Here is an 8,290-nt window from a genome sequence, read left to right as displayed (position 1 = left end):
TCCCGGGGCTACTTCAGCGCGGCGAGCACCGCCTGCGCCATCACCTGCTCGCCGGTCGCGTTCGGGTGGAACGGCACGGCGGGCGCGCCCGGCAGCGCGCCCTCGATCCAGCGGTCGGCCGCGCAGACGTCGTGCCCGAGCGTCGGTGTGGCGGTGTCCACGTAGGTCGCGCCGTTCGCGGCGGCGGTGGACTTCATGGCGGCGTTGAGCTTGTCGAGCACGCTGTGCATGTACGCGACGTCGCCGGGCGTCACCGGCTGGCGCAGCACGCACCGGGAGCCGTCGGCGGGCAGCACGGACGGGTAGCCGACCAGCAGCACCCTGGCCCCGGGCGCCTTGGCGTGGACGCGCTGGAGGGTGTCGGCCAGCTGCGGGGCGATGGTGGTGCGGATCCGCTCCGCCAGGTCGTCGTTGCCGTACTTCCAGGACAGGCTGCTCAAGTCCCAGTGGCCGTGGTTGTAGACGTCCCGGCAGGGCGTGCCGAGCGGGTTGACGACGGCGCCGGCGACGCAGGTGGCGACCAGTTCGCCGAGGCCGAGGTCGCCGGCCACGAGGTCGTTGCCGCCGATCCCGAGGGTGACCAGGTCGGTGTCGGCGCCCACCGCGTCCAGCTGCGGGTCGTTGACCCTGAAGACCGCGTCGTACTGGGGCTGCGTCATCGCCTTGATCTTGGCCGCGGAGCAGGTGACGTCGGTGTACGTGCCGGCCTTGAGGGCGCCGGCGACCAGGTGGCCGTAGTTGTGGTCGGAGCGCAGGCACAGGCCGGCCGACTGGCCGGGCACCCCGGCGCCGGCGGCGTAGGAGTCGCCGAGCGCCACGTAGTGCCGCGGCGCCGGGGTGGCGGCCTGGGCGGTGGTGGAGGTGAGCGCCAGCGCGGCCCCCAGGGAGGCGGCGGCGAGCGCGGTGGAATTCCGGAGGCGGCGGGATTTTCGGGCAGGGCGGAGCACGGTTCCTCCTGGGGGAGAGAAACGACGGGTGGGGGTCGTGCCGAGCCGGGCCACAGCTACTCGCAGGTAAGTTACTGCCGCGTTCGCCGGGCGTCCATGGTGTGCGCGGAAATCGCCGGAATTCCGTCGGGCGCGCCGGTGTGGAATTCCGGATTTCGCTCCGCCGGGTATCGCGGGTTTCGCCCGCGCGGTATCGGCGGCGATTCCGAAACGGCCCGGAGCGGAATTCCCGGCGGTACGGCGGGTGGCGGGTGGCGGGTGGCGGCGTGGCGGGTGGTGCCCGACGGGCTGTCCGGTCTCTGCCTCTCCGGAGTGCCTCTCCGGATGACCCGGGCCCGTCGGGCGCCACCGCCGGCGTCCCGTCGGGCACCACCGCCGGCGTCCTGTCAGGCGCCGCTGCCGAGGGTCTGCGAGGGGGAGCGCCCGTACGCCCGCCGGTAGTCGGCGCTGAACCGGCCGAGGTGGGTGAAGCCCCAGCGGCAGGCGACCTCGGTCACCGTGCCGCGGGCCCGGCCGGCGGCGATGGCGAGCAGGTCGTGGTGGGCGCGGTCGAGCCGGACCCGGCGGAGGTAGGCCAGCGGCGTGGTGTCCAGGTGGCGCCGGAAGCCCTCCCTCAGGGTGCGCAGGCTCATCCTGGCCGCCCGGGCGATGTCGGCGACGGACAGCGCCTCGCCGGCGTGCTCGGCGCAGTAGTCCGTGGCCCGGCGCAGGGCGCTCGGCAGCGGCGCCGGGCCACCGCCGGTGCCGCCGCGGCCCAGCGAGTGCGGCTGGACGTCCAGCAGTCCGTGGATGAGCAGCTTCTCGAAGTGCCGCACCGCCAGCGGGGATCGCTGGGCCAGTTCGGAGACGGCGAACTCTCTGAACAGATAAGCGAGTCGGAGCCAGGACCGGACGGCCGGGTCGGTCGGGTCGAGGACCGGGTCGAAGCGCGGCGGCTCCTGCGGCACCTCGCCCAGGCGGACCGCGAGCGCCTGTTCCACCGCCTGCCGGGACATCGCCAGCGCCCCGTTCAGGGCCCCGGCGTCCCAGTCCATGGTGACCTGGTCGCCCGGCCCGGCCACCGACATCGTGGAGCTCAGCTCGGCGCCGTTGGAGACGACCCGGCCGCCCCCGGCGTGCGGCAGGATGACGTTGTAGAAGTCCGGCAGCTCCCCGGTCCACAGGCGCACCGGCGCCCCGTAGCCGAGGTCGTAGAGCGCCACCGCCCCTTCGTGGAACGAGTGGAACCGGCCCGCGAACCGCTGTTCGCCCAGCACCGCCAGTTTGTGCGGGGCCAGTCGTTCGCCCACCACGTGGCGGAGTTCCTCGATGCTTTCGCCTTCGTAGAGCGAGACCGGACCGGTCTTGCCCGGTGCTGTTTCGGTGACCACGGATTCCCCCTGTCCGCGAGATCGACACAACCCAAGTACCGCGCCGGCCCGGCTTCCCCCGGACGGCGCGTTCCGACGCTTCTGTTACCGCGCCCCTCGTCGGCGGGTCGCGGTGACGATCGAGGCGATCAGCCCGCCGGGCGTGAGCAGCGCTCCGAGCACGCCCAGTCCGACGGCGCCGGCCGCCTTCCCGGGAGCTTCGGGCGTGCCGGGCCCGGTGTGCCAGACCACCCGGTGCCCGGTGAGCGACGCGAGGTCGACGGTGCCGTCGTCTCCGCTCCCGGTGGTGAGCCGGGAGTCGATGGCGGTGTCCCGCCGGTCGCCCAGCAGGAAGGCCCGGCCGGGCGGGACGGCGACGTCGAAGTCCACGTAGCAGGTGTGGGCCTGGCGTGCGGCCGGCTCGGCCGGCGGCCGCCCGTTCAGGGTGAACCGTCCGCCGTCGCAGGCGATCCGGTCCCCGCCGAGGGCGGCGACGCGGGACACGACGAGGTGGTGGAGCATCCAGGGCGAGTCGACGAGGTAGACCTCGCCACGCCGGACGTCCGCGGCCGCGACGCGGTCGGTCAACAGCCGGTCGCCCTCCCGCAGTTCCGGGCCCATCGTGTCGCCCGTCATCCGGTGGACGCCGTAGCCGCCGGTCAGCACCACCGAGGCGCCGAGCGCCCCGCACAGGACTCCGGCCACGGTCACGGCCACCGGGAGCACCAGGCTCCGGGTTCTTCGATCCGGCATCCTCGCGTACCTCCCCCGAACGTCCGCGCGTCCCCCCTGTCGGCGCGGATCGGTTCGCATCCTATCTGGAGGGGTGGCTTCCTGTTGAGGGTCTGTGCGCACGGATGTGACCCGGGACGGAAAGCGCCGACGGGCTGACAGGTACAGTGCGGAGGCCGGTGCGCAGGGCGCCGCCGGCCAGGAGGGGTCAGGAGAACCGATGAGCCGCCGAGACCGCGACGGTGCCCGGGTCCGCGAGCGGGGCGCCGCCGCCCCCGTGACGGTGACGGTCTGCCGGGGCTGCTGCTGCGGCACCGAGGCGAAGCACCCCGGGGTGGACCACGCGGGCCAGTACGAGCGGCTGCGGACGGCGGTCGGCTCGGCGGGCCGGGTCCGCGCGGTCACGTGCCTGGACGTGTGTACCCAGTCCAACGTGGTGGTGGTCGGCCCCTCCGCCGAAGGCCGGGCGGCGGGCGGCCGGCCGGTCTGGCTGGGCTTCGTGCTGATGGACGAGATGATCGACGACATCGCCGCCTGGGTGCGGGCCGGCGGCCCGGGGCTGGCCGATCCGCCGGGCCTGCTGGACCTCCAGCTGATCTCGGTCTCCCGCCGGGTCCGCGAGGGCCTGCCCGAGTGAGGCGGGGGCGGGGCCGTCGGCGTTCCGCCAGTTCGATCGTCCCGGGGTGGCGCGGGGGCCGTCACCACTACCATGACCGGTGGCATCGGGCCTGTTCCTGAGGACTCCGAGCCGTTCGGGCGCGAGGGAGGAAGCCGATGACGACGGTCTGCCGCATCTGTGCGGGCACCGGCCGGACCGCCGGCCTCAGCTGCCGGACCTGTCAGGGCACCGGCACCACCGAGGTGGGCGGCGGGGGCGGCAACTGCTTCCTGTGCGACGGCACCGGGGTCTACGTGCGCTACCGGGTGGACGCCACCGGAGCCAAGCACGCCTACCGGGACGAGATCTGCCGCACCTGCGACGGCACCGGCAACCGGACCGCCACCCAGTGGGACGAGCCCTCCGGCTGACGCGCGCCCGCCGCCGGGCGGACGCGGTCCGCCGACGACGGATCAGGCCCAGGGGCGTGTGGGGGCCATGATGCGCCGTCGAGGCGGTGCGGACACGTCCTTTACCAAGTCATGGTCGAACATTGGCGTTCGAATGGGCGGCGCGCTGCGGTCCGTTCACCCCGCGTCCGTGTGTGATCAACGCACCGCTGACAGAGTCCGGCGCATGGATATCCCCAACATGGGCGTGCCGGCCAAGCTTGCCGACCGCATGAGCATGGCCGAGCAGCACGAGTACCTGCGGGCCCGCTTCTCCCGCCGTCGGATGCTGCGCGCCGGCGCCGTGACCGTGGGCGCCGCCGCCATCGGCGGCGCGCTGGGCAGCGGGACGGCCTTCGCCGCTCCGGCCGGTCCGCAGCTGCTGACCGGTGGCACGACCGACGGCATCGACGGGTCGCTGGTCGCCCCGATCGGCCGTCACCTCCAGTTCGGCCCGGAGCCGGACACCCAGTTCCGCGTCTCCTGGCAGGTCCCGGCCCCGGTCAAGAAGCCGTACCTGCGCTTCGGCAAGACCCCGTGGGAGCTGAGCCACAAGGTCCAGGCCGAGGTCCGCGCGCTGCACACCCCGGCGCTGACCCCGACCAGCCAGCCGGTGGACCAGTACTACCTGCACGTGGCGCTGGAGGACCTGAAGCCCGACACCACGTACTACTACGGTGTCGGCCACGACGGCTTCGACCCGGCCTCGCAGCAGCAGATCTCCACCCTGCACACCTTCCGTACCGCGCCCTCCCGCGACCACCGCTGGGGCAAGGTGTACGAGCCGTTCACCTTCACCGCCTTCGGCGACCAGGGTGTCAGCGCGCACGCGGCCGGCAACGACCACATCATCAAGGCGCAGAAGCCGGCCTTCCACCTGCACGCCGGGGACATCTGCTACGCCGACCCGGCCGGTTCCGGCACCGACCCGGACAAGTCCGTCTTCAACGCGAAGACCTGGGACGACTTCCTGGTCCAGACCGAGACGGTCGCCGCCGAGATCCCGTGGATGGTCGCGTACGGCAACCACGACATCGAGGCCTGGTACTCGCCCAACGGCTACGGCGGCGAGAACGCCCGCTTCTTCCTGCCGAACAACGGCCCGGACCCCCGCAAGGTCCCCGGCGTCTACACGTTCCGCTACAAGAACGTCGGCGTCATCTCGCTGGACGCCAACGACGTCTCCTACGAGATCCCGGCCAACCTGGGCGTCTCGGCGAACAAGCAGACCAAGTGGCTGGAGCGCACCCTCAAGGACCTGCGCAACGACGAGACCGTCGACTTCGTCGTGGTCTTCTTCCACCACTGCGCCTTCTCGACCACCGTCGCGCACGCCTCCGAGGGCGGCGTCCGCGAGGCCTGGGTGCCGCTGTTCGAGAAGTACCGGGTGGACCTGGTCATCAACGGCCACAACCACATCTACGAGCGCACCGACGCGATCCTCGGCAACAAGGTCTCGAAGCAGGTGCCGAGCGGCGCCACCATCGAGCCGGCCAAGGACGGCGTGGTCTACGTCACCGCGGGCGCGGCCGGCCGCAGCCTGTACAAGTTCGACGTGCCGGACACCTACGAGGGGCACGAGAACCACCAGGACGAGGTCAAGACCTACTACTGGAGCAAGGGCAAGGTGAAGACCCCCGAGACCATCCAGTGGTCGCGGGTGCGCTACACCGGCTACTCCTTCATCAAGGTCGACGTCACCCCGAAGCACCTGGGCCAGAAGTCGGTCATGAAGGTCACCGCGCTGGCCGAGGACGGCACGCAGATCGACAACTACACGATCCTGCGCAAGGTCGGCGAGGGCTGGGACTCGAACCAGGACGACGACGGCCAGGGCGGCGGCTGGGGCTGGTAGTCCCCGGGCGGCCGGCCGTTCCCTGGCGGCGGACCGCCTGACGCGCCTGACGGGCCCCGGTGCTGGAGTCTCAGCGCCGGGGCCCGTACATGATGACGCCGACCCCGGCCAGGCAGATCAGCGCGCCCAGCACGTCGTAGCGGGTCGGCCGGAAGCCGTCCACGGCCATGCCCCACAGCAGTGAGCCGGCCACGAAGACCCCGCCGTACGCGGCCAGCACCCGGCCGAAGTCGCTGTCCGGCTGGAGGGCGGCGACGAAGCCGTACGCGCCGAGCACCAGCACGCCCACCCCGGCCAGCCACCACGGCCGTTGCTCGCGCACGCTCTGCCAGATCAGCCAGCAGCCGCCGATCTCGGCGAGCGCGGCGAGGGCGAACAGGGCGACGGAGCGCAGGACGGTCATGGCCCCGAGCGTACGGGGGGCCGCGGGCGCTCAGCTCTGGCGGTACGTCGCCAGGAAGCGCCCGATCCGGTTGACGGCCGTCTCCAGGTCGTCGGCCCGGGGCAGGGTGACGAAGCGGAAGTGGTCCGGGCGGGGCCAGTTGAAGCCGGTGCCCTGGACGACGTGGATCTTCTCGCGCAGCAGCAGGTCCAGCACGAACCGCTCGTCGTCGACGATCCGGTGCACCGCCGGGTCCAGCCGGGCGAAGGCGTAGAGGGCGCCCTTGGGTTTGACGCAGCTGACGCCGGGGATCTCGTTGAGCGCCTTGATCGCGATGTCGCGCTGTTCGGTGAGCCGGCCGCCGGGCAGTACCAGGTCGTTGATGGACTGGTGGCCGCCGAGCGCCGCCTGCACGGCGAACTGGGCGGGCACGTTGGGGCACAGCCGCATGCCGGAGAGCATGGTCAGGCCCTCCAGGTAGTCGCGCGCGTGCTGCTTGGGGCCGGAGACGACCAGCCAGCCGCTGCGGAAGCCGGCCACCCGGTAGGCCTTGGAGAGGCCGTTGAAGGTGAGGGTCAGCACGTCGTCGGCCAGGGCGGCCAGGCAGTGGTGCTCGGTGCCGTCGTAGAGGATCTTGTCGTAGATCTCGTCGGCCAGCACCATCAGCTGGTGGCGGCGGGCCAGGTCGAGGATGCCCTCCAGCAGTTCCTTCGGGTAGACCGCGCCGGTGGGGTTGTTGGGGTTGATGACGACGATGGCCTTGGTCCGGGCGGTGATCTTGGCCGCGATGTCGTCCAGGTCCGGGTACCACTCGGCCTCTTCGTCGCACAGGTAGTGCACGGCCTTGCCGCCGGCCAGCCGGACCACGGCCGTCCAGAGCGGGTAGTCGGGCATCGGCACGAGCACCTCGTCGCCGTCGTCCACCAGTGCGGTGACGGCCATCTGGATCAGCTCGGAGACGCCGTTGCCGAGGTAGACGTCGTTGACGGTGACGCCCTGGACCCCGCGCTGCTGGTAGTACTGCACCACCGCGCGCCGGGCCGGCAGGATGCCGCGCGAGTCGCTGTAGCCGTGGGCGGAGGGCAGGTTGCGGATGATGTCCTGGAGGATCTCCTCCGGCGCCTCGAAGCCGAACGGGGCCGGGTTGCCGGTGTTCAGCCGCAGCACGCTGTGCCCGGCCTCCTCCAGGGCGTTGGCCTGGTCGACCACCGGGCCGCGGATCTCGTAGCACACGTCATTCAGCTTGCTGGACTGGCGAAACTCCATCTGCGGCCTCCCGACCGTCACCACCGCTCCGTTGCTTCAGCTTTGTTCTACCAAGTGTGTACTTGGAAAGTCCAACCTCTTGGCTATGCTGATCCGCATGTCACGCCGAAGCTACGACCAGTACTGCGCCGTCGCCCGCGCCCTGGACGCGGTGGGGGAGCGCTGGAGCCTCCTGATCGTCCGTGAGCTCCTCGGCGGCCCGCGCCGCTACACCGACCTGCACGCCGACCTGCCCGGCGTCTCCACCGACATCCTGGCCGCCCGGCTCAAGCAGCTGGAGGGCGACGGACTGGTCACCCGCCGCCGGCTGGAACGGCCGGCCAACGCGATGGTCTACGAACTGACCGGACGCGGCCGCGAACTGGGCCCGGTCATCGAAGCGTTGGGGGAGTGGGGCCTGCCCGCGCTCGGCGAGCAGCGGCCCACGGACGCGGTGCGCGAGCACTGGTTCACGCCCCGGAAGGCGGGGGAGGGGGCGCCGGCCGTCCTCGGCTGACGGCGGGCCGGGGCGGCAGACCCGGCCGGTCGAGGCGGGCGGGGCGGGCGAGGCGTGCGGGGCGCGCCGGGCGGTTCAGCCCGGCGTGCGGCGTGCGGGGTGTGGGGCGGCGGCAAGGCCCCCGTCGCCGGCCGCCGCCCCGTGTGCCCAGGATGCCCCGGGCCGATAAACGACCACTGGACGCCGGATCGCCGGCCGGGCCCCGGGGCTCCGGCC

General features: G+C 72.4%; 8 protein-coding genes and 1 pseudogene. 4 read left to right on the top strand and 5 right to left on the bottom strand.

The genetic code is table 11. The features are described from left to right. Window positions 1–8: 8 nt before the first annotated feature. The 3 genes from ACFRMQ_RS34480 to lepB all read right to left on the bottom strand — a co-directional run bounded on the left by ACFRMQ_RS34480 (window position 9) and on the right by lepB (window position 3,049). Complete coding sequence (locus ACFRMQ_RS34480) at window positions 9–947, bottom strand: SGNH/GDSL hydrolase family protein (protein ID WP_380734719.1); 939 nt, start codon at window positions 945–947, stop codon at window positions 9–11. Window positions 948–1,333: 386 nt separating this feature from the next. Beyond that, entirely contained in the window at window positions 1,334–2,317 is a 984-nt protein-coding gene (locus ACFRMQ_RS34475) for an AraC family transcriptional regulator (RefSeq protein WP_380734718.1), read from the bottom strand. Between the two features lie 84 nt (window positions 2,318–2,401). Further along, window positions 2,402–3,049, bottom strand: a complete 648-nt coding sequence (gene lepB, locus ACFRMQ_RS34470; protein ID WP_380734717.1) for a signal peptidase I — start codon at window positions 3,047–3,049, stop codon at window positions 2,402–2,404. A gap of 199 nt (window positions 3,050–3,248) precedes the next feature. On the opposite strand from lepB, the gene ACFRMQ_RS34465 reads away from it, so the two are divergent. The 3 genes from ACFRMQ_RS34465 to ACFRMQ_RS34455 all read left to right on the top strand — a co-directional run bounded on the left by ACFRMQ_RS34465 (window position 3,249) and on the right by ACFRMQ_RS34455 (window position 5,930). Continuing rightward, window positions 3,249–3,665, top strand: a complete 417-nt coding sequence (locus tag ACFRMQ_RS34465; RefSeq protein WP_380734715.1) for a (2Fe-2S) ferredoxin domain-containing protein — start codon at window positions 3,249–3,251, stop codon at window positions 3,663–3,665. A 137-nt stretch (window positions 3,666–3,802) separates the two neighbouring features. Next, window positions 3,803–4,057, top strand: a complete 255-nt coding sequence (locus ACFRMQ_RS34460; RefSeq protein ID WP_359825802.1) for a hypothetical protein — start codon at window positions 3,803–3,805, stop codon at window positions 4,055–4,057. A 205-nt stretch (window positions 4,058–4,262) separates the two neighbouring features. Continuing rightward, window positions 4,263–5,930, top strand: coding sequence for a purple acid phosphatase family protein (locus ACFRMQ_RS34455; protein WP_380734714.1), 1,668 nt, complete (start codon window positions 4,263–4,265; stop codon window positions 5,928–5,930). Window positions 5,931–6,000: 70 nt separating this feature from the next. Here the strand turns inward: ACFRMQ_RS34455 and ACFRMQ_RS34450 are convergent, their stop codons facing one another. Further along, window positions 6,001–6,333: a YnfA family protein gene (locus ACFRMQ_RS34450; RefSeq protein WP_380699481.1), complete on the bottom strand. Its 333-nt coding sequence runs from the start codon at window positions 6,331–6,333 to the stop codon at window positions 6,001–6,003. Window positions 6,334–6,363: 30 nt separating this feature from the next. Then, window positions 6,364–7,578 (bottom strand): pyridoxal phosphate-dependent aminotransferase, encoded by a 1,215-nt coding sequence (locus ACFRMQ_RS34445; protein ID WP_380734713.1) that lies wholly within the window; start codon window positions 7,576–7,578, stop codon window positions 6,364–6,366. A gap of 97 nt (window positions 7,579–7,675) precedes the next feature. Between ACFRMQ_RS34445 and ACFRMQ_RS34440 the strand changes: the two are divergent. Continuing rightward, window positions 7,676–8,029, top strand: a pseudogene (locus ACFRMQ_RS34440) (winged helix-turn-helix transcriptional regulator); the annotation flags it as partial. Window positions 8,030–8,290: the final 261 nt, after the last annotated feature.

Origin of the sequence: Kitasatospora sp. NPDC056783 (assembly GCF_042789895.1) — a bacterium.
Lineage (GTDB): Bacteria > Actinomycetota > Actinomycetes > Streptomycetales > Streptomycetaceae > Kitasatospora.
The sequence above is the reverse complement of the archived record's forward strand: the minus strand, read 5'-3'. Positions and strand labels throughout refer to the sequence as shown.

Coding starts and splice junctions, on each gene's coding strand:
- ACFRMQ_RS34450 (WP_380699481.1), bottom strand. CDS start 6,333: ATGACCGTCCTGCGCTCCGTCGCCCTGTTCGCCCTCGCCGCGCTCGCC.
- ACFRMQ_RS34455 (WP_380734714.1), top strand. CDS start 4,263: ATGGATATCCCCAACATGGGCGTGCCGGCCAAGCTTGCCGACCGCATG.
- ACFRMQ_RS34465 (WP_380734715.1), top strand. CDS start 3,249: ATGAGCCGCCGAGACCGCGACGGTGCCCGGGTCCGCGAGCGGGGCGCC.
- ACFRMQ_RS34460 (WP_359825802.1), top strand. CDS start 3,803: ATGACGACGGTCTGCCGCATCTGTGCGGGCACCGGCCGGACCGCCGGC.
- ACFRMQ_RS34445 (WP_380734713.1), bottom strand. CDS start 7,578: ATGGAGTTTCGCCAGTCCAGCAAGCTGAATGACGTGTGCTACGAGATC.
- lepB (WP_380734717.1), bottom strand. CDS start 3,049: ATGCCGGATCGAAGAACCCGGAGCCTGGTGCTCCCGGTGGCCGTGACC.